Annotated in this window: 20 protein-coding genes; 15 read left to right on the forward strand and 5 right to left on the reverse strand. The window is 71.9% G+C overall.

The genetic code is table 11. The annotated features are described in order from the left end of the window. Window positions 1–53: 53 nt before the first annotated feature. Complete coding sequence (locus C3486_RS19355; RefSeq protein ID WP_181138608.1) at window positions 54–1,043, reverse strand: LacI family DNA-binding transcriptional regulator; 990 nt, start codon at window positions 1,041–1,043, stop codon at window positions 54–56. Between the two features lie 412 nt (window positions 1,044–1,455). On the opposite strand from C3486_RS19355, the gene C3486_RS19360 reads away from it, so the two are divergent. The 11 genes from C3486_RS19360 to C3486_RS19410 all read left to right on the forward strand — a co-directional run bounded on the left by C3486_RS19360 (window position 1,456) and on the right by C3486_RS19410 (window position 13,069). Continuing rightward, complete coding sequence (locus tag C3486_RS19360) at window positions 1,456–2,715, forward strand: MFS transporter (protein ID WP_103833985.1); 1,260 nt, start codon at window positions 1,456–1,458, stop codon at window positions 2,713–2,715. Window positions 2,716–2,724: 9 nt separating this feature from the next. Continuing rightward, the gene (gene pafA / locus C3486_RS19365; RefSeq protein ID WP_030616433.1) at window positions 2,725–4,086 is read left to right on the forward strand and encodes a Pup--protein ligase; all 1,362 of its coding nucleotides are present in this window, start codon (window positions 2,725–2,727) and stop codon (window positions 4,084–4,086) included. Window positions 4,087–4,245: 159 nt separating this feature from the next. Continuing rightward, window positions 4,246–5,226, forward strand: a complete 981-nt coding sequence (locus C3486_RS19370; RefSeq protein ID WP_103833986.1) for an FKBP-type peptidyl-prolyl cis-trans isomerase — start codon at window positions 4,246–4,248, stop codon at window positions 5,224–5,226. An 87-nt stretch (window positions 5,227–5,313) separates the two neighbouring features. Next, window positions 5,314–5,688 carry an FKBP-type peptidyl-prolyl cis-trans isomerase gene (locus tag C3486_RS19375; protein WP_103833987.1) on the forward strand — a complete coding sequence of 125 codons (375 nt, stop codon included), beginning with the start codon at window positions 5,314–5,316 and terminating at the stop codon, window positions 5,686–5,688. Window positions 5,689–5,910: 222 nt separating this feature from the next. Continuing rightward, window positions 5,911–6,909, forward strand: a complete 999-nt coding sequence (locus tag C3486_RS19380) for a YafY family protein (RefSeq protein WP_103833988.1) — start codon at window positions 5,911–5,913, stop codon at window positions 6,907–6,909. A 17-nt stretch (window positions 6,910–6,926) separates the two neighbouring features. Continuing rightward, on the forward strand, window positions 6,927–7,877 hold the full coding sequence (locus C3486_RS19385) for a YafY family protein (protein WP_103833989.1): 951 nt from the start codon (window positions 6,927–6,929) through the stop codon (window positions 7,875–7,877). 58 nt (window positions 7,878–7,935) lie between these two features. Beyond that, a complete protein-coding gene (locus tag C3486_RS19390) occupies window positions 7,936–8,178 on the forward strand; it encodes a hypothetical protein (protein WP_103833990.1) in 243 nt (80 codons plus the stop codon). 173 nt (window positions 8,179–8,351) lie between these two features. Then, window positions 8,352–8,570, forward strand: a complete 219-nt coding sequence (locus tag C3486_RS19395; RefSeq protein ID WP_103833991.1) for a hypothetical protein — start codon at window positions 8,352–8,354, stop codon at window positions 8,568–8,570. Between the two features lie 195 nt (window positions 8,571–8,765). Continuing rightward, window positions 8,766–9,056, forward strand: a complete 291-nt coding sequence (tatA, locus tag C3486_RS19400; RefSeq protein WP_103833992.1) for a Sec-independent protein translocase subunit TatA — start codon at window positions 8,766–8,768, stop codon at window positions 9,054–9,056. Between the two features lie 62 nt (window positions 9,057–9,118). Beyond that, window positions 9,119–10,090: a twin-arginine translocase subunit TatC gene (gene tatC, locus C3486_RS19405; RefSeq protein WP_103833993.1), complete on the forward strand. Its 972-nt coding sequence runs from the start codon at window positions 9,119–9,121 to the stop codon at window positions 10,088–10,090. Window positions 10,091–10,246: 156 nt separating this feature from the next. After that, window positions 10,247–13,069, forward strand: a complete 2,823-nt coding sequence (locus C3486_RS19410; RefSeq protein ID WP_103833994.1) for an RNA helicase — start codon at window positions 10,247–10,249, stop codon at window positions 13,067–13,069. Between the two features lie 60 nt (window positions 13,070–13,129). Here C3486_RS19410 and C3486_RS19415 read toward each other — a convergent pair whose 3' ends face one another. Further along, window positions 13,130–13,615 (reverse strand): ABA4-like family protein, encoded by a 486-nt coding sequence (locus C3486_RS19415; RefSeq protein WP_103833995.1) that lies wholly within the window; start codon window positions 13,613–13,615, stop codon window positions 13,130–13,132. Further along, window positions 13,612–14,550: a hypothetical protein gene (locus tag C3486_RS19420; protein WP_103834005.1), complete on the reverse strand. Its 939-nt coding sequence runs from the start codon at window positions 14,548–14,550 to the stop codon at window positions 13,612–13,614. The genes C3486_RS19415 and C3486_RS19420 overlap by 4 nt, the downstream gene beginning before the upstream one ends. A 191-nt stretch (window positions 14,551–14,741) precedes the next feature. Here C3486_RS19420 and C3486_RS19425 point away from each other — a divergent pair, with 191 nt between their 5' ends. Then, on the forward strand, window positions 14,742–15,374 hold the full coding sequence (locus C3486_RS19425; RefSeq protein ID WP_103833996.1) for a MerR family transcriptional regulator: 633 nt from the start codon (window positions 14,742–14,744) through the stop codon (window positions 15,372–15,374). 40 nt (window positions 15,375–15,414) lie between these two features. Here the strand turns inward: C3486_RS19425 and C3486_RS19430 are convergent, their stop codons facing one another. Further along, window positions 15,415–16,290: a siderophore-interacting protein gene (locus C3486_RS19430; protein WP_258052868.1), complete on the reverse strand. Its 876-nt coding sequence runs from the start codon at window positions 16,288–16,290 to the stop codon at window positions 15,415–15,417. A 56-nt stretch (window positions 16,291–16,346) separates the two neighbouring features. Beyond that, window positions 16,347–17,258 (reverse strand): 5'-3' exonuclease, encoded by a 912-nt coding sequence (locus C3486_RS19435; RefSeq protein ID WP_103833997.1) that lies wholly within the window; start codon window positions 17,256–17,258, stop codon window positions 16,347–16,349. A 343-nt stretch (window positions 17,259–17,601) separates the two neighbouring features. Between C3486_RS19435 and C3486_RS19440 the strand changes: the two genes are divergently transcribed. From C3486_RS19440 to C3486_RS19450, 3 genes are all read left to right on the forward strand, one after another. Beyond that, window positions 17,602–18,807 carry a glycine betaine/L-proline ABC transporter ATP-binding protein gene (locus C3486_RS19440; protein ID WP_103833998.1) on the forward strand — a complete coding sequence of 402 codons (1,206 nt, stop codon included), beginning with the start codon at window positions 17,602–17,604 and terminating at the stop codon, window positions 18,805–18,807. After that, a complete protein-coding gene (locus C3486_RS19445; protein ID WP_103833999.1) occupies window positions 18,800–21,403 on the forward strand; it encodes an ABC transporter permease/substrate binding protein in 2,604 nt (867 codons plus the stop codon). The genes C3486_RS19440 and C3486_RS19445 overlap by 8 nt, the downstream gene beginning before the upstream one ends. A gap of 104 nt (window positions 21,404–21,507) precedes the next feature. Then, window positions 21,508–22,248, forward strand: coding sequence for a helical backbone metal receptor (locus C3486_RS19450; protein ID WP_103834000.1), 741 nt, complete (start codon window positions 21,508–21,510; stop codon window positions 22,246–22,248). Window positions 22,249–22,273 lie beyond the last annotated feature (25 nt).

Raw genomic sequence — 22,273 nt, forward strand, 5'->3', positions numbered from 1 at the left:
GCCCCGGTGGGCCCTGCCTGCCGGGGCGCGCGGCGTTTCGGGGCCGCGCCGCCTTACGGCGCGTCGGGAGGCGGCGCGGCGGTGGAGCCGCGGGCGACCAGTTCGACGGGCAGGGTGGTGGGCGCTGCGGGCGGCCGGCCGTCGAGTACGTCGATGAGGGCGCGCATGCCGGCGGCGCCGAACTCCTCGGCGGGCAGCCGTACGGTGGTGAGTTCGGGTTCGAGCGCGGTGGCCAGGGCGAGGTCGTCGAAGCCGGTGACGGAGACGTCCTCGGGGACGCGGAGGCCGAGGCGGCGGGCTGCCTTGCAGGCGCCCGCGGCGAGCAGGTCGTCGTCGCAGACGAGGGCGGTGGGGCGGGGGCCCGGCGCGGTGAGTGCCGCGTGCGCGGCGCGGAGTCCGGCGTCCACGCTGAGCGGTGCGGGTTCGGTGCGCAGGGTGGCGCCCGGTACGGCGCGTACGGCCTCGGCCAGGGCTCCGGCGCGCAGGTGGAAGGTCCAGGAGTCGACGGCCGCCGCGAGGTGGGTCAGGCGGCGGTGGCCGAGGCCGAGCAGGTGGTCGGCGGTGCGGCGGGCGCCGTCGGCGATGTCGAGGTTGACGGTGGCGGCCGCCGGGGTGCTGTCGGGATCGCTGTCGAGCATGACGAGGGGGAGGCCCTCGCCGTAGAGCGCGGCGAGGGCGTCGGCCGCCATGGAGGAGGCGATGACGCCGTCGAGGGTGGCGCGCGCCGAGTCGAAGGGGTCCCGTGCGGGGCCGATGCCCTCGGGGGAGGGGTAGAGGACGAGGCCGAAGCCGCTGTCGGCGGCGATGCGGGCGGCGCCGGTGTAGACGCGGGCGAAGAATTCGGTGGTGAGGGCCGGGACGACGAGCAGCGCCGTACGGGTACGGCCGAGGCGGAGGCTGCGCGCCGCGAGGTTGGGCCGGTAGCCGAGTTCGCGTGCGGCGGCGCGTACGGCGTCGGCCTTGGCCTGCGAGACCCGGCCGCGCCACTTGTCGCCGAGGACGAGGGAGACGGCGGCCTGCGAGACGCCGGCGGCGCGCGCCACGTCCTTGCTGGTGACACGGGGGGCGTCGGCGGCCGGGTGTGCTCCGGCGCCACGTGCCCCCGCGCCCGGCGCGGCGGTCGCTCCCCGCGCGTCCGCCACGTCGCCCCGCGCCGCCCCCTCTTCGGTCACTGGTGTGGCTGCCCTTCGTGCGGCGGTGCTGTGGTCGTGCGCGCGGTGCTGCGGTCCGTGCCGATCCGCGGTCAGCGGCAATGGTACGTAGGAGGGGGCGCGGCGTACGCACCGCTGCGGCGGCCGGGATCGGGCCCGTGCGGCCCGAGGCCGGTGGTTCGGACCGTGTCCAGAGCCCAGCGGTGGACCGCCGGTGAGTGGTCGTGGTACGTATGGCGGGTTGCGTTATACGTAAAACTTCACGGTGGCTGACCGGCTCGGAGGCCGGGGGAGAGGGGCGGACATGGCCGCGGGGTACGCGGAGCTGCTCAGGACGCGCCACGCGGCGCGGCTGCTGGCCGGCACGCTGGTCGGCCGGCTGCCGAACGCCACGGCCGCGCTGGCCGTGGTGCTCTTCACCCGTGCCGAGGGCGGCAGCTACGCCCTGGCGGGTGCGCTGTCGGCCGTGTACGGCGTCTGCAACGCCGTAGGACAGCCGCTGCTGGGCCGCGCGGTGGACCTGTGGGGCCAGCCGAGGGTCATGCTCCCCTCGGCCGTCCTGTCGGCCTTGGGGATGGTCCTGCTGGCCGCCGTCGGCATCGACCCGCTCTGGCCGGCGTACGCGGCGATGGTGGTCGCCGGGTTCTTCACGCCACCGCTGGAGGGCGGGCTGCGGGCGCTGTGGCCCGGGGTGCTGAAGCGCCCGGAGCGGGTTCACGCGGCGTACGCGCTGGACGCGGTGGCCCAGGAAGTGATGTTCGCGGTCGGCCCGCTGCTGGTGACGCTGAGCGTCGCGGCCTGGTCCGAGCGGGTGGCGCTGCTCGTCATCAACCTGCTCGGGGTGCTGGGCGCGCTCTCCGTGGTCGTCTCGGCCCCGTCCCGCGAATGGCGCAGCGCGCCGCGCGAGGCGCACTGGCTGGGTGCGCTGCGCTCCTCCGGGATGCTCGTGCTCGTCGGGTCGTTCTTCTTCGTCGGGCTGGCGCTGGGGTCGATCGCGGTGGCGGCGGTGGCGTACGCCGACACGCACGGCGGCGGCATGGTGTCCAGCTATCTGCTCTCCGCGCTGGGCGCGGGGGCGCTGGTCGGCGGTGTGGTGTACGGGGCACGGGAGTGGCCGGGGGAGCCGGAGAACCGGCTGCGGGTGCTGATCGGGCTGCTGGCGCTCGGATACCTGCCGCTGCCGCTGGTGCCGGGCGTGGCGGGGATGACGGCGCTGACCGGGCTCGCGGGGGTGTTCCTGGCCCCGGCGCTGGCGTGCGCGTTCGTGGTGGTGGACCGGCACGCGCCGCGCGGCACGGTCACGGAGGCCTTTTCGTGGCTGGTCACCACGTTCGGGGTGGGGGCCGCGGTGGGTACGTCCGTAGTGGGCCCGGCGGTGGAGCTGGGCGGCGCGGCCGCGGGTTTCGCGGTCGCGGGCGGCGGCGGTGTCGCCGCGCTGGCAGTGATGGTGGCCGCGCGGCGTTTTCTGCTGCCGTCCGCGATGCGGACCACGGGTGGCGTCCCGGCGGAAAATGATCGGAACGGTGCTGTCGAACCCGGTTTCAGAGCTGGCCATCAGGCGTAATGTTCAGTCATGGACCGCCGCATTTTCGGGCTGGAGAACGAGTACGGCGTCACGTGTACGTTCAGGGGACAGCGCCGCCTGTCTCCCGACGAAGTGGCGCGGTACCTCTTCCGCCGTGTCGTGTCATGGGGCCGCAGCAGCAATGTCTTCCTGCGGAACGGCGCCCGCCTGTACTTGGACGTGGGATCGCACCCGGAATACGCAACTCCCGAGTGCGACAACGTGACCGAACTGGTCACCCACGACAAGGCCGGTGAGCGCATTCTCGAAGGCCTGCTCGTCGACGCCGAACGCCGTCTGCACGAGGAGGGAATCGCCGGAGACGTCTATCTCTTCAAGAACAACACCGATTCGGCGGGAAACTCCTACGGCTGCCACGAGAACTACCTCGTGGCCCGGCACGGGGAGTTCTCCAGGCTCGCGGACATCCTCATTCCGTTCCTGGTGACCCGTCAGCTGCTCTGCGGCGCCGGCAAGGTGCTGCAGACGCCGCGCGGCGCGGTGTACTGCGTCAGCCAGCGCGCCGAGCACATCTGGGAAGGGGTCTCCTCCGCGACGACCCGCTCCCGGCCCATCATCAACACCCGCGACGAGCCGCACGCGGACGCCGAGCGCTACCGCCGCCTGCACGTCATCGTGGGTGACTCCAACATGTCCGAGACGACCATGCTGCTCAAGGTCGGCGCCACCGACCTCGTGCTGCGCATGATCGAGGCGGGCACGGTGATGCGCGACCTGACCCTGGAGAACCCCATCCGGGCGATCCGCGAGGTCAGCCACGACATCACCGGTCAGCGCAAGGTGCGGCTGGCCAGCGGCCGGGAAGCCTCGGCCCTGGAGGTCCAGCAGGAGTACTACGAGAAGGCGGTGGACTTCTGCGACCGCCGCGGCATCCGCACGGGCACGGTCGAGCGGGTCCTGGAGCTGTGGGGCCGGACGCTGGAGGCGATCCGCGACGAGCAGCTGGACCGCGTCGCGACCGAGATCGACTGGGTGATGAAGTACCAGCTGATCGACCGTTACCGCAGCAAGAACAACATCACGATGTCGCACCCGAGGGTGGCGCAGATAGACCTCGCGTACCACGACATCCACCGCCGCCGCGGGCTGTACTACCTCCTGGAGAAAAAGGGCCAGGCGGCGCGGGTGTGCAATGATCTGAAGATCTTCGAGGGGAAGTCCGTGCCGCCGCAGACGACACGGGCCAGGCTGCGCGGCGATTTCATCCGCCGCGCCCAGGAACAGCGCCGGGACTTCACGGTCGACTGGGTGCATCTCAAGCTCAATGACCAGGCGCAGCGCACGGTGCTGTGCAAGGACCCGTTCCGGTCGGTGGACGACCGGGTGGAGAAGCTCATCGCGGGAATGTGACGGTTCCGCGAGCACGGCGGTGTGTCAACGGCTATTGCGCCGGTGCACACCGCCGTGTTGTCTCCGGTAAAGCGGCGGCGTTCGGCTCGTGGCACGGCGGGGTTCAGGTCGTAGAGTGGCGGGCATTGCCCACCCACCCCTCTAGCCCGAGTTGGACTGATGAAGCTCACGAAGAACACCCGCCGTGCCGCGGCCGCGGCGATCGCCGTGCCCGTCCTGCTGTTCACCGCCGCGTGCGGGTCCGACGACGACTCCGCTTCCAGTGTCGCGTCGGTGGAGGGCAAGGCCGGCGAGCAGCCCAAGATCAAGGTCGACAAGGACGCCAAGGCGCCCGACAAGGCGGTCGTGAAGACGCTCAGCAAGGGCAAGGGCGCGACCGTCGCCAAGGGCGACTTCGTCCGGCTGGACTTCGTCGGGCAGACGACGAAGGGCCGTTCGCTGGGCAGCAGCTGGACCAAGACGCCGGGCGCCAAGGCCGGCGCGCCGCGCATGCAGCCCGTCGGCGAGGCGGGCACCGCGAGCCAGCAGCTGCCGACGAAGGTGATGCAGTCGGTGGTGGGCCAGAAGGTCGGCAGCCGCTTCGAGATCGAGGGCACCGCCAAGGCGCTCATCGGCGACCAGCTGAACCCGCAGGCCGGTGTGAAGCCGGGCGACGGCCTGGTCTGGGTCGTCGACGTGGTCGCCGCCAAGAAGGCGGAGAAGAAGGGCATGGCCAAGGGCGAGCAGGCGTCCCCCGAGGCCGGCATGCCCGAGGTGAAGGACAACGGCCAGAAGGCCGCCACGATCACCGTCCCGAAGGGGCAGAAGCCCCCGAAGGAGACGAAGGACCAGGTGCTCATCAAGGGTGACGGCCCGAAGGTGAAGGCCGGCCAGGGTCTGATCGCGCAGTACACCGGCGTGTCCTGGGAGGACGGCAAGAAGTTCGACTCCTCGTGGGACCACGGCGGCGCGACGGCCTTCCAGATCGGCACCAACTCCGTCGTCAAGGGCTGGGACAAGGCCCTCGTCGGCAAGCACGTCGGCGACCGGGTCACCATCGTCGTCCCGCCCGAGGACGGGTACGGCACCAACCCGCAGCAGGGCGGTCAGCTCGCCAACAAGACGCTGGTCTTCTCGGTGGACATCCTCGGCACGGTCTGAGGCCGGCAGCGGGCCGCGGTGATCACGCGGCCGTGATCTGCGAGACTGTCACGCGTTGTAGAACGATTCGTTCGTAGGAGCACATACGTGAGCATCGACAAGCCCGAGATCGACTTCCCGGAGGGCCCCGCGCCCACCGATCTGGAGATCGTGGACCTGTGGGAGGGTGACGGGCCGGTCGCCAAGGCGGGGGACACCGTCTCCGTCCACTACGTCGGCGTCTCCTTCAGCACCGGTGAGGAGTTCGACGCGAGCTGGAACCGCGGCAAGCCGCTGCAGTTCCAGCTGGGCGCCGGCCAGGTCATCGCGGGCTGGGACCAGGGCGTGCAGGGCATGAAGGTCGGCGGCCGCCGCCGGCTGACCATCCCCGCGCACCTGGCGTACGGCGACCGCGGCGCCGGCGGCGGCCGCATCGCCCCGGGCGAGACCCTGATCTTCGTCTGCGACCTGGTCTCGGTCTGAGCCGGGGCGCAGCCGGCGGCCGGTCGGCACCGGCCCGGCGTTGATCTTCGCCCGCCGGCACCGCGTCCGGTGGCCGGTTCCGTCCTTCGGCGGCGCCGGCACGGCGCGAGGCGCGAGTATTGAGGGCCCGTGCCCCCTTGTGGGGGTATGGGCCCTCGGCTTTTGAAGCGGCTCGCGGTAGCGGTACGGTCATCGGTCGGGAGACAGAAAGAAGGGGCGTCGATGGCCATTGCCAAGGCCGAGCGGCTGATGAACCTGGCGCTGTGCCTGCTGGGGACCCGGCGCCCGCTCACCAAGCGGGAGCTGCGCGGTTCCATCGAGGCGTACGTGGAGGCGTTCGGCCCCGGCGACACCGTGGCCGGCGCGGGCGACGAAGCGTTCAACCGCATGTTCGAGCGCGACAAGGACGACCTGCGCGAGCTCGGCATGGTCATCGAGACCGTCGAGGGCCTCGACGGCGACACCGGCTACCTCGCCCGCCGCGACTCCAACCGCCTCCCGCCGATCACCCTGGACGCCGAGGAGGCCGCGGCCCTCGGGCTGGCCGCGAAGATCTGGCAGCAGGCCCGGCTCGCGGGCGCGGCCAGCGGCGCGCTCCAGAAGCTCCGCGCGGCCGGCATGCCGCTCGCCGCCGAGGACGAGGACCCGTACGACCCCGCGCAGCCGCACAGCGCCCTGGAACCCCGCATCCCCGCGCACGAAGCCGCTTTCGAGCCGCTGATGCTGGCCTGCCGGGACCGCCGCCCAGTCGTCTTCGACTACCGCAAGGCCAACGCGGCCACGCCCGAGCAGCGTCAGGTCGAGCCCTGGATCCTGGAGTGCTGGCGCGGCCACTGGTACCTCGCCGGCTGGGACCGCGAGCGGCAGGCCGAGCGGGTCTTCCGGCTCTCCCGCATCACCGGCAAGGTCCGCTCCCGCGCCGGGAAGTTCACCGCCGAGGTGCCCGACCACGTCACCGTGCGGGAGACGGTGGAGAGCTGGGCGGGCGAGACCGCCACCGGCACGGCCCGCATCAAGCTCCGCGCCGACCACGGCTACCCGCTGCGCGCCCGCGCCCTGTCCGTCCGCGAGGCGGGCGAGGGCTGGGACGAGCTGGAGATCCCGTACGGGCACGGGCTGGACGCCTGGCTCGTCGAACTGGGACCCGACGTGGTCGTACTGGAACCGGCCGAACTGCGCAACGACGTCGTGGAACGGCTGCGCGCCGTGGCCAAGGGCTGAGGGGGACACGACCGACCATGGCGACCAACGCCATCGACCAGACCCGCCGCATGCTGTCCCTGGTGACGTACCTGCGCGAGCGCCCCGGCGCCCGCGTCAGCGACGTGGCCCGGGCCTTCGGCATCACCGAGGACGAGCTGATCGCCGACCTCGACGTCCTGCCCATGTGCGGGACGAGCTTCCGCGGCGGCGACCTGCTGGACATCGACACCGACGGCGACCGCATCTGGTGGCACAACCCCGACGACGTGGCCGAGCCGCTGCGGCTGGCCGCCGACGAGGCGACCGCGCTGCTCGTGGCGGCGCGTGCCGTGGCCACCCTGCCGGGCCTGCGCGAGGGCGACCGGCAGGCGCTACTGCGCGCCACCGCCAAGCTGGAGGCAGCGGCCGGCGAGGCCGCGGGCGCCAGCTCCCGGCTCGCGGTCACCTTCGAGTCCGAGGGCGGCGTCTTCGCCGACGTCGACCGGGCCATCGCCGAGCGCCGCCGGCTGTGGCTGAAGTACTACTCCCCGGCCCGCGACGAGCTCACCGAGCGCGAGGTCGACCCCATCCGCCTCTTCACCATCGGCCACACCTACGTCGAGGCGTGGTGCCGGCTGTCCGAGGCGCGCCGCACCTTCCGGCTGGACCGGGTGGCCGAGATCAAGCTGCTGGACGCGCCCTCCGACCCGCCGCCGGTCGAGCTGCGTGACCTGTCCGAGGGACTGGTGCAGCCGGCCGCCGAGGACCCGGAGGTCGTGATCGAGGTGGGGCCCGGCGGCCGCTGGGTCGCCGAGTACTACCCGCACGACACCGCCGAGGAGCTGCCCGAGGGGGGCCTGCGCATCACCCTCCGTACGCCGGACCCCGCGTCGCTGCGGCGCCTCGCCCTGCGGCTGGGCCGGGACGGGCGGATCGTCGCCCCGCAGGAGCTGGCCGAGAGCGCACGCGACGCGGCGGCCCGGGCGCTCGCCGCGTACGGCGGCTGAGCGGCCCGCCCGGAGCAGGCAGGACAGTCGAGGAAACAGCAGGGGAGCTGTGAGTGCGATGACGACGGTGACGACACCGGCCGCGCCTGTGGTCTTCAAAGCGGCCTGCCCGGACTGCCGGGGCCGCGTCGAGCTGGCCTCGGACGCACTGCGGCTGGCCATCGGCGGCAGCCGCCGCACCACCTTCTACTCCTTCACCTGCCCCGCCTGCGGCTCCGCCGTCCGCAAGCCGGCCGGCGAACGCATCGTGGAACTTCTCACGGGCGGCGGCGTACGGACACTGCGGCTGCACACGGGGTGAGCCGGCGGGCCGCGGGGCGGCCGGGCGGGCGGATGCTGCCGGGACACCGGGGCCGTCGGTGGCCGGGGGCGCGCGCGGGCCCTGCGGGTTCCGGCGCGCCCCGCCCCGGGTAATCCCCCGGTGGGGGTGCGGGCTCGTTCGAATTGCCCCGTAGGCGCCGGTAGGCTCGCCCCATGCTCTGGCCCATGATCGCCATCGCCCTCGGCTTCCTCGGCCTCGCCGTGCTCGGCGTCCTGGCCGTCCGCGTCTTCGTCGAGGTACGCAGGCTCGCCCGGCAGGTGGACCGGACCTCCCGCCGGATCCAGCAGGCCGCACAGGACCTGGAACGGGCCGCCGCGCCGCTCGCCGGGGACGCCGGGACCATGGCCGGAACCCGTCGGGACGGGGTCTGAAAACCGGCGGGGCCTGAGCGGTACGCTGCTGACTGCGGGACGACGAGCGAGGCACGGCCCGCAATCGGGCGTATGCACAGGGATTGCCGCCGGTTAACCCCCGCGCGTTACGATCGCTGGAGCACGGCGAACGGACACCTGTCCGACCCGCCGGGCAGCCCCACCCCAGCCGCCTCGGTGAGAAGGTAACCACTTATGTTCGCTGGAAAGATCGGCGTACCCGAGATCATCCTCATCCTCGTCGTCGTCCTCCTGCTTTTCGGCGCCAAGAAGCTCCCCGAGATGGCGCGATCCCTCGGCAAGTCGGCGCGCATCCTCAAGAGCGAGGCCAAGGCCATGAAGTCCGAGGGCTCGCAGTCGGAGTCCGCGCCCGCCGAGCCCAAGGACGCCCAGGGCGAGACCCCGAAGACGATCCAGGCCGCGCCCGGCGACGTGAACAGCTCGCGTCCGGTCGCCGAGCCGACCGACAGCACGACCAAGCGCTGATCCAGGGCCGACTGGGGCGGCGGACCGGTACCGCTGCCCGCCGCACGAGATGAGGACGTGGGTTGCTCAAGTCTGCCCCGAGGAAAGAAAAGAAGATCAAGGACCCCGAGGGACGGATGCCCCTCGCGGAACACCTGCGTGAGCTCCGCAACCGGCTCGCGAAGGCCGTGCTGGCCATCGTGGTGGCGAGCATCGTCTCGGCGTTCTTCTACAACGACCTCATCAACCTGATCACCAAGCCGGTGCTGCAGTCCGTGGGCTGCGACCTGTCCTTCGGTGAGCTGGCGAAGAAGCAGGGCGGCGAGACGTGCGCCCGCATCGTGATGCTGGACCTGCTCGGTCCCTTCACGCTCGCCCTGAAGGTCTCGCTGATGTCCGGCCTGATCCTCTCCTCGCCGATCTGGCTGTACCAGCTCTGGGCGTTCCTCGCGCCCGGCCTGCACCGCAACGAGAAGCGGTACGCGCTCAGCTTCGTCGGCGCCGGCTTCCCGCTCTTCGTGGTCGGCGGCTACTTCGCGTACTCCGTCCTGCCGACCACCGCCAAGGTCCTGCTGGACTTCACGCCGATCGGCATCGACAACCTCCTGCCGCTGGACAAGCTGCTCGACATCGTCATCAGGATGATCGTCGTCTTCGGCCTCTCCTTCGAGCTGCCGCTGCTGCTGGTCCTGCTGAACTTCGGCGGCGTGCTCTCCGGCAAGCGGATGCTCGGCTGGTGGCGCGGCATGGTCATGGGCATCACGGTCTTCTCCGCGATCGCCACGCCCAGCACCGACCCGCTCACGATGATCGCGCTCGCCGCGCCCATCGTGGTGCTCTACTTCGCCGCCGTGGTCGTCTCCCTGGTGAACGACCGCCGCAGGGCGCAGGCCGCCGAGTCCGGCCCCGCCGACGACGAGGCGTCCGAGCTGGACCTCACGCCCGAGGACATCGGCAGCATCGAGCCCGTCGCGCCGCCGCGCGCGCTCCCCGAGCAGTCGGTCAACGGCCACGAGCTGGAGAGCCGCCGCGGGGACATGGACGACATCACGTAACGGCTGCCACGCCGCGTGCGCCGCGGCGGGAGAACGTACGAGGGCCGGTTCCCGGGCGGGAACGGGCCCTCGGGCGTGTTTCCCGTGGGGCGGGCGGGACCGCCTGGCATAAAGATCGCGTGACTGTCAGAGGTGGCCGGTAGGCTCGTAGACACGATGACCGAGGACATGTCCCCTGCTGAGCGCTATGCCGCCGCGCGTGAGCGCGCGGCCGAGCAGGCCACCGCACTCTTCCCTTTCAAGGAGATGTACGACTTCGCGCTGGACGCGTTCCAGATCGAGGCGTGCGAGGCCCTTGAGGCCGGCAAGGGTGTGCTGGTCGCCGCTCCCACCGGATCCGGCAAGACGATCGTCGGCGAGTTCGCCGTTCACCTGGCCCTGAGACAGGGCCGCAAGTGTTTTTACACCACCCCGATCAAGGCCCTGTCGAACCAGAAGTACCAGGACCTGGTCAAACGGTACGGCGCCGCGAAGGTCGGCCTGCTGACCGGCGACAACAGCGTGAACGGCGACGCCCCGGTGATCGTGATGACCACCGAGGTGCTGCGGAACATGCTGTACGCCGGTTCCCAGGCGCTCGACGGCCTGGGCTATGTGGTCATGGACGAGGTGCACTACCTCTCCGACCGCTTCCGCGGTGCCGTCTGGGAAGAGGTGATCATCCACCTGCCCGACTCCGTGACGCTGGTGTCGCTGTCCGCCACGGTCTCCAACGCCGAGGAGTTCGGCGACTGGCTGGACACCGTGCGCGGCGACACCGAGGTGATCGTCTCGGAGCACCGCCCGGTGCCGCTGTGGCAGCACGTGCTGGCGGGCCGCCGGATGTACGACCTCTTCGAGGAGAAGGACGGCGAGGCAGGGCAGGGCAAGCGCGAGGTCAACCCCGACCTGGTGCGGCTCGCCCGGCTGGAGAACAGCCGCCCCACCTTCGGCCGCGACAAGCGCCGCGGGCGCAACGGCCTGCGCGAGGCCGACCGCGAGCGGGAGCGGCGGCAGCGCAGCCGGATCTGGACGCCCAGCCGGGCCGAGGTGATCGACCGGCTGGACAGCGAGGGCCTGCTCCCCGCGATCACCTTCATCTTCAGCCGGGCGGGCTGCGAGTCGGCGGTGCAGCAGTGCCTGTACTCGGGCCTGCGGCTGAACGACCAGGCGGCGCGGGAGAAGGTCCGCAAGATCGTCGAGGCGCGTACGGCCGGCATCCCCGACGAGGACCTGCACGTCCTCGGGTACTTCGAGTGGCTGGAGGGCCTGGAGCGCGGCATCGCGGCGCACCACGCCGGGATGCTGCCCACCTTCAAGGAGGTGGTCGAGGAGCTGTTCGTGAAGGGCCTGGTCAAGGCGGTCTTCGCGACGGAGACCCTGGCCCTGGGCATCAACATGCCGGCCCGTTCCGTGGTCCTGGAGAAGCTCGTCAAGTGGAACGGCGAGCAGCACGCCGACATCACCCCCGGCGAGTACACCCAGCTCACCGGCCGGGCCGGGCGCCGCGGCATCGACGTCGAGGGCCACGCGGTGGTGCTGTGGCAGCGCGGCATGGACCCGGCCGCCGTCGCGGGCCTGGCGGGCACCCGTACGTATCCGCTGCGTTCCTCCTTCAAGCCGTCGTACAACATGGCGGTCAACCTCGTCTCGCAGTTCGGCCGGCACCGCTCGCGCGAGCTGCTGGAGATGTCCTTCGCGCAGTTCCAGGCCGACAAGTCGGTGGTCGGGATCTCGCGCCAGGTGCAGAAGAACGAGGAGGGCCTCGAGGGCTACCGCGAGGCGATGACCTGCCACCTCGGCGACTTCGAGGAGTACTCGCGGCTCCGCAGGGACCTGAAGGACCGCGAGACGGAGCTGGCCAAGCAGGGCGCGGCGCAGCGCCGGGCGGCCGCCGCGGCGGCGCTGGAGAAGCTGAAGCCGGGCGATGTGATCCACGTGCCGACGGGGAAGTTCGCGGGCCTGGCGCTGGTGCTGGACCCGGGCATGCCGTCGGGGCGGACCAACGGGCACCGCGGCCATCACGCCGAGGACGGGCCGCGGCCGCTGGTGCTCACCGCTGAACGGCAGGTCAAGCGGCTGGGGTCGATCGACTTCCCGGTGCCGGTGCAGCCGCTGGACCGGATGCGCATCCCCAAGTCGTTCAACGCGCGCAATCCGCAGTCGCGCCGTGACCTGGCCTCCGCGCTGCGGACGAAGGCCGGGCACATCCCGCCGGAGCGGCACCGCAAGAGGCGGTCGGAGGCCGCGGACGACAGGGAGATCAAGCGGCTGCGGACCGCGCTGCGCGCGCATCCGTGCCACGGCTGCGACGAGCGCGAGGACCACGCGCGGTGGGCGGAGCGCTACCACCGGCTGCGGCGGGACACGCGTCAGCTGGAGCGCCGTATCGAGGGCCGTACGAACACCATTGCGCGCACCTTCGACCGGATCTGCTCGCTGCTGACCGAGCTGGACTATCTGCAGGGCGACACGGTCACGGACGAGGGCCGTCGGCTGGCGCGGCTCTACGGCGAGCTGGACCTGCTGGCGAGCGAATGCCTCCGCGAGGGCGTCTGGGAGGGCCTGTCGGCCCAGGAGCTGGCGGCGTGCGCGTCGGCGCTGGTGTACGAGGCGCGCCAGGCGGACGACGCGGTCGCGCCGAAGCTGCCCTCGGGCAAGGCCCGGGCCGCGCTGGGCGAGATGGTGCGCATCTGGGGCCGGCTGGACGCCCTGGAGGAGGACCACCGGATCAGCCAGGCGGAGGGCGTCGGCCAGCGGGAGCCGGACCTCGGGTTCGCGTGGGCGGCGTATCAGTGGGCGTCCGGCGTCGGGCTGGACGCGGTGCTCCGTGAGGCGGAGATGCCGGCCGGTGACTTCGTCCGGTGGTGCAAGCAGCTCATCGACGTCCTCGGCCAGATCGCGGCAGCCGCGCCGGAGGGCTCGACGGTGACCCGGGCCGCCCGCAAGGCGGTCGACGGGGTGCTGCGCGGGGTCGTGGCGTACTCGTCGGTGGGGTGAGCCCCGCCGTCGGGCGGCCGGTGCGCACGCATGCGTGCCGGCCGCCCGACGGGAGCGTCCTCACACGGCGGACGGCTTCGGGTCCGCCGTCCCGCTGTTCGCTGTACGGCTCGCCGTACGCCTCCCCGGCGTGCGGCTGCGCAGCACCCGCAAGGCCAGGAACAGCAGCACGCCGATCGGCGACAGGAGCACGGTCAGGACCAGCAACGGCCCCATGACCAGCGGGTGGATGCCCAGGCGGCGGGCCTCGCGGTACATCCACTGGCCGAGGAAGAGGTCCCAGGCGATGACCTGGGCCCAGATCGCCGCCGCCGCGCCGTCCACGGTCATCAGCTCCTGGAAACCGCCCAGTTCGGGGCGGGACACGGCGGCCCACAGCCGCGGGAAGACCGGTACGGTCAGCGCGACGTAGACCGCGAGGACCGGGACCAGCGGCAGCGGCGAGGCGGCGATCCGGTCGGTCCACCGCCGGCCGGGAGCGAGGATCAGCAGGGCCCAGAAGGGCGCCGCGAGCCAGAACGCGAGGTCGAAGAGGACGTCCGTCATGCGGTGAGCTCCCGGGGTGTGGCAGGGGGCGGTGCGGTGGTGTCCGTGGGGGCGTCGCCGGGCCGGGCCGGCGCGCGCAGTGCCGCGTACGCACCGAGGGCGGTCGCGGCCAGCAGGGCCGCCAGCGCGCCCAGCGTCGCCGCGTCCGGGCGTATCAGCGGCTGGCCGCGCAGCGCCTGCCAGGTGACCAGGGCCAGCAGCCCGGTGAGGAAGCCAGCGGCGACCAGGACGAGCCCCAGCCGTGTGCGCCCGGCCCGCAGCCTCGGTATGCGGCGGCCGAGGACGTCGAGGCCGAGCAGGAACAGGGGCAGCAGCTGCAGTGCGTGCATGCCGACGAAGTGCGGTATGCGCAGGTCGCCGCCGGTGGTGCTCCAGCCGGTCAGCGGCATGCCGGGACCGCCGTCCGGCACGCCCACGCTGTGCGCCCCGAGGACGTCCCGCACGCCGTGCGCGGCCGCGGCCTGCTGGTCCGGGGTGGGTGCGAGCATCAGCCCGCCGAGCGCCAGGCCGGCCAGCGCGATGAGCACGCCGAGCCGGACGGCCCAGGTCGCGGCCGGGTCGGCGCCCCGGCCACGGCGGAACTGGAGCAGGGCTATGACCAGCGTGGCGAGCCACAGGACCACGATGGTGGCGCCCATGGCCTGGAAGAGCGCCGCGTCCAGCGGGGTGGCGAGGTTGAAGTGGCTGCGCCGGCCTCGGACGGCCTGGCCGACGATGACGGCCATCTCGGCGGTTCCGGTGGCGGCGACGACCGTACCGGCCCACCAGCCGGTACGGCTGCGTGCCGGGGACCGGCCGAGCAGCCAGGCGAGCGTCAGCCCGTAGAGGACGAAGGAGAGCGAGAACTTCAGTGGCTTGAGCCAGACCGGCGCCCCGACGAGCACCCGGTCGTCGGCGACCAGGCCCGCCGCCGAGACGACGGCCAGGCCGGCCATGGCGAGCGAGAACCAGGTGAGCGGGCGGTGCGGTGCCGCCCGGCGCAGGGCAGGCAGAAGTGGAGCGGGCATGAGTGACCCCCGTCATCGTCATGTCGCAGGAATGGATAGCGGCACTTACCGCTATCCGATAGCTGGACTATCTATGATGGGGAGCCATCTGGCAAGGCTCGAAGGGGAGTGAACGGCGCGTGCGTATCGGCGAGTTGAGCCGGCGGACCGGGGTCGCGGTACCGACGATCAAGTACTACGTCCGGGAGGGGCTGCTTCCGGCGGGCCGTCTGACCAGCCCGAACCAGGCCGACTACGACGAGACGCACGAGCGGCGGCTGCGGCTGGTGCGCGGGCTGCTGGAGGTCGGCGGGCTCTCGGTCGCGGCCGTGCGCGAGGTGCTGGCGGCGGTGGAGGACGCGGACCGGCCGGTGCACAAGGTGCTCGGCTCGGCCCACGAGAGCCTGACGCCGCCGCACGCCGCCGAGCCCGCGGAGCTGGCGGGGGCGCGCGAGGCGGTCGCCGCGCTGGTCGCCCGGCGGGGCTGGCGTACGGCGCCGGACGGCCCGGCGGGCGAGGCGCTGGCCGGTGCGCTGGCCACGATGCGCGGCCTGGGGCACGGCGCTTTCGAGGAGGTGCTCGACGTCTACGCCGACGCGTGCGAGCGGATAGCGACGGCGGACCTGGCGTACGTCGGGCGGGCCGCTGACGTGGAACGGCTGGTCGAAGGCGTCGTCGTGGGCACCGTCATCGGCGACGCCGTGCTCTCGGCGATGCGGCGGATGGCGCACACGGACGCCTCGTCCCGGATATACGGCTCCGGGGACCGCTGAGGCGCCCGCCGTGCGCGGGCGCCCGGGACGGGCCCGCCGGTCAGGAGGCGTCCGGCGTGGCCGCCTGCTGCTCCTGCTCCGCCTCGACCGCGGCGTTCCACTCCTTCTTGGACGCCTGCCAGCCGTCCTCGTCGTGGCCGCGGCGCCAGTAGCCGGAGATGGACAGGTCGGCGCGCGGGATCTCGCGCTCGACGCGCAGCAGCCGGCGCAGCTCCTTCACGAAGCCCGCCTCGCCGTGCACGAACGCCTGCACCCGCCCCGGCAGCCACTCCATGCCGCGCACGGCCTCGACCAGCCGCTCGCCCACCGGAGCGCCGTTCCGGTGCAGCCAGACGACCTCCGCGCCGGCCGGCGCCCGCAGCTTCTGCTCCTCGCGCGCGTCCGGCACCTCGATGAAGGCGCGCACCACCGCGTTCGCCGGCATCCGGGCGAGCGAGGCGGCGATGGCCGGCAGCGCGCTCTCGTCACCGGCGAGCAGGTGCCAGTCGGCCGCCTCCTCGGGCGCGTACGCACCGCCGGGGCCGAGGAGGCGGATCTCCTCGCCGGCCTCGGCCTGCTGCGCCCACGGACCGGCCAGGCCCTCGTCGCCGTGGACGACGAAGTCGAGGGTCATCTCCAGGCTCTGCGGGTCCCAGGCGCGCACCGTGTACGTGCGGGTGCGGGGCCACTGGTCGCGCGGGAAGTCGGCCCGGATCTGCGCCATGTCGAACGGCTCCGGGTACGTCACGCCCGGTACCGGGAAGAGCAGCTTGACGTAGTGGTCGGTGTACTCCCCGGCGTGGAAGTCCGCCAGGCCGGCGCCGCCCAGCACGACCCGCATCATGTGCGGGCTGAGGCGCTCGGTGTGCACCACGCGGGCGCGGTGGGTGACGGCCTTCTTGCGTGCGGGACGTTCGGCGGGTCGGTCTGCTGCCACGGTGGGCCCCCTGGGCGTACTGAGAATAAGTTAGGTACACCTAACCTAACAGCACATCATGAGAGTGCGGTGAGGACGCGCTGCAGCGACCCGCCCAGGCCCCACCGGCCGGCCAGCTCCTCCAGCGTCGCGGGGTCGGCGGGCTCCTTCGGCACCGCCGGGTCGAAGGCGGGCAGCGCGACGTCCGTGGCGACGCGCACCACCTTGGGTGCCACGTCGAGGTACGGACGGGCCTCGGTCAGCCGCTTGCGCTGGGTGGGGGTGAGCTTCGCCGCCGGGTCCTCGGCCGCCGCCATGATCCCGGCCAGGTCGCCGAAGGTCGCCAGCAGCTTCGCCGCGGTCTTCTCGCCGATGCCCGGCACGCCCGGCAGGCCGTCGCTCGGGTCGCCGCGCAGCAGGGCCAGGTCGGCGTAGCCGGCGCCGTCCACGCCGTACTTCTCGCGCAGCCACGCCTCGTCGGTGAGCTGCAGCGTCCCGACGCCCTTGAGCGGGTACAGCACGCGGACGCCGCGCCGGTCGTCGATGAGCTGGTAGAGGTCGCGGTCGCCGGTGACGATGTCGACGGGCCCGGTGGCCCGGGTGGCGAGCGTGCCGATGATGTCGTCCGCCTCGTATCCCGCGGCGCCGACCCGGGCGATGCCCAGCGCGTCCAGCACCGCCTCGATCACCGGGACCTGCGGCGAGAGGGTGTCCGGGATCTCCTCCTCGTCGGGCTCGGCGGAGCCCTCGGGGGCCTCCTCGGCGACCCGGTGCGCCTTGTACGTGGGGATGAGGTCCACCCGCCACTGGGGGCGCCAGTCGGCGTCCATGCAGGCCACCAGGTCGTCCGGGTGGTGGTCCTGGAGGAGGCGGGCGATGAAGTCCAGCAGGCCGCGTACGGCGTTGACGGGCGTGCCGTCCGGGGCGCGGACCGAGTCCGGCACGCCGAAGTACGCGCGGAAGTAGAGCGAGGCGGTGTCGAGGAGCATCAGGCGTCGAGTCACACGCCGATGATGCCGCACCCCACTGACAGGGCCCGGTGTGCGCCCCCGCTCACCGTGAGTCGCGAGTGGGTCGCGAGCGGGCGTGTCCGGGTCGCGACTGACCCCGTGTCAAACCTGTGACCTTTGTGAGCCGTGCCACTGTTGTGTTTGGTGTGAGTAAAGAGGGGCAGGCGCGCACCCGGAGCGGAACCGGTAGGGGATTCAACTTTTTCTTTTCCCGGCGCGAGCGGCCCGACGCCGTACCGCTCCACGGCCCTCCCCAGCCTTTCGGCCTGGGGATCACCCATGGCTGGGACGGGCCGTCCTTGGTTCGACTCGAGAGGTGTATGTGTCCAGGCTGCAAGCCGAGCACCTGTACAAAGTGTTCGGGAGACGACCCGATGACGCCGTGCGGAAACTCGAAGGCGGGGCCACCCGCGACGAGCTGCGCGCCGAGGGTACGACGGCAGCGGTGATCGACGCGTCGTTCACCGTGGACGAAGGCCAGATCTTCGTCGTCATGGGTCTGTCGGGTTCCGGCAAGTCCACGCTGCTGCGCATGCTGAACGGGCTGCTGGAGCCGACCGCGGGCAGTGTGCGGTTCGACGGCCAGGACCTGACCACGCTCAGCCCGAAGGAGCTGCGCCGGGTCCGCTCCCAGAAGATCTCCATGGTCTTCCAGCACTTCGCGCTCTTCCCGCACCGCAGTGTGCTGGAGAACGCCGCGTACGGCCTGGAGGTCCAGGGCGTGGCGAAGGCGGAGCGCCAGAAGCGCGCGCTGGAGGCGCTGGAGCTCGCCGGCCTGAAGGGCTGGGAGAAGTCCTGGCCCGACGAGCTGTCCGGCGGCATGCAGCAGCGCGTGGGCCTGGCCCGCGCGCTGGCCACCGACGCGGACCTGCTGCTGATGGACGAGTCCTTCAGCGCGCTGGACCCGCTGATCCGCCGCGACATGCAGGACCAGCTGCTGGGGCTGCAGAAGACACTGAAGAAGACCATCGTCTTCATCACCCACGACCTGAACGAGGCCATGCGGCTCGGCGACCGGATCGCCGTCATGCGCGACGGCCGGATCGTCCAGAACGGCACGGCCGAGGACATCCTCGTACGCCCCTCCAACGACTACGTCGCCTCCTTCATCCAGGACGTCGACCGCACCCGCGTGCTGACCGCCGGCGCGATCATGACGGACGTGGCGTCGGTGCTCGGCGGCAAGGACGCCGATGGCGAGGAGATATCCACCGCCGAGCGGTTCCGTGCCGCGGCGCCCGCCACGGTCACGGAGGACACCCCGCTCGTCGACCTCTTCGCGCCCTGCTCGGCCAGTGTCGTCCCGGTGGCCGTCACCGACGCGGCCGGTGAGCTGGTCGGCGCGGTGCCCGCACAGCGGCTGATGGCCGTCCTCGGCGAGGCGGAGGCGGACACCGCCCCCGCCGGCGGAGTGCCCGCCCAGCCGGCCTCCGCCGACGAGCCGCAGGACGCGAAGACCGAGGACGAGAAGCCGGCCGCCGCCGGCGACGGGTCCGCCGACGAGGGCAAGGTGATCGCCGGTGCCTAGGATCGAGATCGGCTCCTGGGCCGACGCCGCCGTCGACTGGCTGCGCTCCCACGTCGCCTGGCTCTTCGACTTCATCACCACCGTGCTCAACGCGGTGTACGGCTTCTTCCACATGGTGCTCGCGGCGCCCGAGCCGCTGATCCTCGCGGGCATCCTCGCGGTGCTCGCGTGGTGGCTGCGCGGCTTCCTCGCCGCCGTCCTCACCTTCCTCGGCTTCGCGCTGATCGACTCGATCGAACAGTGGGACGCCACCATGGAGAGCCTCTCCCTGGTCCTGGTGGCCTGCCTGGTCATCGTGGTCATCTCGGTGCCGCTGGGCATCTGGGCCGCCCGCAACCGCGCGGTGAGCGGCGCGGTGCGCCCGGTGCTGGACCTGATGCAGACGATGCCGGCGATGGTCTACCTCATCCCGGGCATCCTCTTCTTCGGCCTCGGCGTGGTCCCCGGCATCGTGGCGACCATCGTCTTCGCCATGCCGCCCGCCGTCCGCATGACCGAGCTGGGCATCCGGCAGGTCGACGCGGAGCTGGTGGAGGCGGCCGACGCCTTCGGCACGCACCCGCGGCGCACGCTCTTCCGCGTGCAGATCCCGCTGGCGCTGCCCACGATCATGGCCGGCATCAACCAGGTCATCATGCTGGCCCTGTCCATGGTCGTCATCGCCGGCATGGTCGGCGGCGGCGGTCTGGGCTCCTCCGTGTACGACGCGATCAGCTCCGTCGACGTGGGCCTGGGCAGCGAGGCGGGCCTCGCCGTGGTCATCCTCGCCATGTACCTGGACCGGATGACCGGTGCCCTGAACCAGCGGGTCTCGCCGCTCGGCCGGCGCGCGCTGGCCAAGGCGCAGGCCGCGCTCGGCGGCTGGAAGTTCCTGCAGTGGCGCCCGGCGACCTCGGTCGCGATGGTCGGCGTCGTCGTGCTCGCGCTGGCCGCCGGCGGCATGAACGCCTTCGGCCCCAAGGGCGGCGACGCTGCCGCGAGCGTCGGCAACGGCCGCTCGGTGAACCTCGGCTACGTCAACTGGGACGAGGGCAAGGCCACCACGTACCTGTGGAAGGAGCTGCTGGAGCAGCGCGGCTACAAGCCCAAGGTGCAGGCCCTGGAGGCCGGCGCGCTCTACACGGGCCAGGCCCAGGGCGACATCGACGTGCAGACCAACTCCTGGCTGCCGGTCACCCACGCCTCGTACTGGAAGAAGTACAAGGACAAGCTGGAGGACTACGGCGCCTGGTACGACAAGACCTCGCTGGAGATCGCCGTACCGTCCTACGTCAAGGGCGTGAAGACGCTCGACGACCTCAAGGGCAAGGGCAAGGAGTTCGGCGGCAAGATCACCGGCATCGAGCCGGGCGCCGGCGAGATGAAGATCGTCCAGGACAAGGTCCTCAAGGACTACGGCCTGAAGGGCGAGTACAAGCTCCAGTCCTCCAGCACCTCCTCGATGCTGGCCGAGCTGGACCGCTCCATCAAGGCCAAGAAGCCGATCGCGGTGACCCTGTGGTCCCCGCACTGGGCGTACAGCAAGTACAAGCTGACCAAGCTTGAGGACACCAAGGGCTCCTTCGGCTCCGGTGACGGCATCCACACGCTCGGCCGCAAGGGCTTCGCCAAGGACGAGCCGCAGGTCGCCTCGTGGATGAAGAACTTCCACCTGGACGAGAAGCAGCTCACCAGCCTGGAAGCGGAGATCCAGGACGCCGGCAAGGGCCACGAGCAGGACGGCGTCAGGGCCTGGCTGAAGAAGAACCCGGGCATGGCCGACAAGCTGGCCCCGGCCCCGGGCGCCTACGCCAAGGGCAAGGACGCCGGCGCCGCGCCGAACATCGGCTACCCGTCCTGGGACGAGGGCATCGCCACCTCCTTCCTGTGGAAGTACGTCCTGGAGCAGCGCGGCTACAAGCCGAAGATGCGCAACCTCGACGTGGGCCCGATGTGGACCGGCATGTCCACCGGCCAGGTCGACGTGGAGATGGACGCCTGGCTGCCGGTCGCGCAGAAGCAGTACTGGGACAAGTACAAGAACGATCTCGTCGACCTCGGTGCGTGGTACGACAAGACGTCCCTGGAGATCGCGGTGCCTTCCTACGTGAAGGGCGTGAAGACCATGGACGACCTGCGCAAGCACAAGGACGAGTTCAAGGGCAAGATCATCGGCATCGAGCCGGGCACCGGTGAGATGAAGCGCCTGAAGAGCAAGGTCCTGCCGGCCTACGGCATCAAGGACATGAAGGTCACCGAGGCCGGCACCAGCGCCATGCTCGCCGAGCTGGAGCGGTCCTACGCCAAGAAGGAGCCCATCGCGGTCGTCCTGTGGTCGCCGCACTGGGCGTACGACAAGTACGACCTGACCAAGCTCAAGGACCCGAAGGGCACCTGGGGCGCCAACAACCAGATCAAGTCGCTGGCGAACAAGAACTTCCCCAAGAAGTTCCCCGAGTTCAGCACGTGGCTCAAGAACTGGCACATGGAGCCCGAGGAGCTGGCGAGCCTGGAGCAGGCCGTCAACAAGGCCGGCACCGGGCACGAGGAAGCGGGCGTCAAGAAGTGGGTCGACGCCCACCCGGGCATCGTCGACAAGATGGCTCCCGTGAAGTGACGCCGTACCGGTCCTGACCCGGCGCACCTTTCGAGGAACGGGCCCCGCCACCGCACTCCGGTGGCGGGGCCCGTCCGCGTCCGCACAGGCTCTACGGTGGGGCGATGACCTCCTCTCCCGCTCGCGTCCGCACGGTGGTCTCCCTCGTTCCGTCCCTGACCGAGGCGGTCGCCGCCACCGCGCCCGGACTGCTGGCCGGCGTCACCGACTGGTGCAGCCACCCGGCCGGCCTCGACGTCCCGCGCCTCGGCGGCACGAAGAACCCCGACACCGCGCGGATCGCCGCGCTCGCCCCCGACCTGGTGCTCGCCAACGAGGAGGAGAACCGGCCCGCCGACCTCGCCGCGCTGCGCGCCGCCGGCCTCGACGTCCTGGTCACCGAGATCCGCGACCTGCCGCAGGCGTTCCGGGAACTGGACCGGGTGCTGGTGCGCGGCTGCGGGCTGCCCCGCCCCGGCTGGCTGGACGAGGCGGAGGCCGCCTGGCGGGACGTACCGGCGTACGACCCGCCCCTGACCGCGGTGGTGCCCATCTGGCGGCGGCCGTGGATGGTGCTCGGCCGGGACACCTTCGCGGGCGACCTGCTGGCCCGGCTGGGCGTCCGCAACGCGTACGCGGACCACGCCGACCGCTACCCGAGGATTCCCCTGGACGAGCTGACCGCCCGCGGCGCCGATCTCGTCGTCCTCCCCGACGAGCCCTACCGCTTCACCCCCGACGACGGCCCGGAAGCCTTCCCCGGCACCCCCGCCGCCCTGGTCAGCGGCCGCCATCTCACCTGGTACGGCCCGTCGTTGGCCGAGGCGCCCGAGGTGCTGCGCACGGCGCTGGAGGCGGCGGGCTAGCCGGTGCGCGCGGCCTTCTCGGGCT

The sequence above is a fragment of the Streptomyces sp. Ru73 genome (assembly GCF_002920575.1).
GTDB lineage: Bacteria > Actinomycetota > Actinomycetes > Streptomycetales > Streptomycetaceae > Streptomyces.